This is a genomic window from Kitasatospora sp. NPDC058243 (assembly GCF_042882025.1).
Taxonomy (GTDB): domain Bacteria; phylum Actinomycetota; class Actinomycetes; order Streptomycetales; family Streptomycetaceae; genus Kitasatospora.
In genome coordinates, this window is record NZ_JBHVWW010000172.1 from 1 (window position 1) to 1,217 (window position 1,217).

The 1,217-nt window shown below is 67.0% G+C and carries 1 pseudogene; it reads left to right on the forward strand.

The features are described from left to right. Positions 1 to 10 precede the first annotated feature (10 nt). Positions 11 to 1,217: pseudogene (locus tag ACFVX9_RS39870) on the forward strand (hypothetical protein); the annotation flags it as partial.

A 1,217-nucleotide genomic window follows, 5' to 3' on the forward strand; every position in this document is an offset into this window, starting at 1 on the left:
GGTGAGGAAGGTGCTCCAGCAGGTTTACGCGACGCCCTACCCTACCGACATCGCGGTAACTGCCGACGGCGGGAACGGGGCGGTAGGCACCGAGAGAGGCGAGGTGTACTGGGTCGATCTGGAGGCGGGGTCCTCCAGCAAGACGCCCATTGCTACGGGCCTCGCGTATTGCTATTCTGTCGCCATCGACCCTGACGGTGAAGCGAATGTATATGCCGCAAACTATACTCGCGGGGAGCTTTACAAGGTGCCGGTGGGCGGCGGCGATAAAACCTTGATCGCCAAGGGTATGACGAATCCGTGCCATATGTTCCTGCGGCCAAATTCGGGACCCGGTAACATCTACAAGTATCTTTACATAATCTGCACAAATGGCGACCTGTGGCGTATCGTGCTGGACGGCGGGACCGCGGCAGGCGGCGTCGCTGGCGGGCTGACGGTATCGCGTGACACGGACCTGTCGGTCTTCAACCTCGGCAGTGCCCGGGACGTCAAGATCGATGCGGCCGGCGTGGCTTACGTCGTGGGCTACGACGGATACCTCTGGACGGTCAAGGACGTTGATGACCCGCTGCAGGCCGGTGGTCCGGGCGGTCTTGCCGCTCCGGTGGTCATCACTCCGGGGGAGGGCTCAGTGCAGCCGGATCCGCGGGTGGTGTTCGGGGGGACTGCCGCCGGTGCGGTCAGCGTGTCCGCGGCAGAAGGCTCCGTACAGGTCGCCGCGGGAGTAGGGGTGAACCCGGCGACGTCGGGGTGGTCGTTTATGCGGGATGACGGGCAGCCGTGGGGGGAGGGCCCGCATACGGTGGCGGTGACCGCGCATGACAGCGCCGGGGGCTTCTCGCAGTCCGCGGTGGTGGACTTCTCTGTCGGTTCCGGCGGTACGGGCGGGCCCGGCGGGGATACGGGAGCCTTCTCGGTGTCCCCGGCCGCCGGCTACCCCCAGTACCTGGATCCCGGAGGCGCTCCGGGATACCCGGCGGTGCAGCTGGTGAACACCGGCCAGGTGTCTGTTTCTGCGCGGGATGTAACAGTGTCCCTGCCCGCCGGGAAGCAACTGGAGTTCGTCCCGAAGGCATCGGGCCAGTATGCGCTGACCGTCATGTCGGATGCCCCGTGGACCACCGAGTACCCGGCCGTCCTGGCGGCGGGCGGGCAGAGCCTGACCGCCCGCGCGGTCGACCTGGCCCTGCCTGCCCCCGGCTCGCACTCTGCCC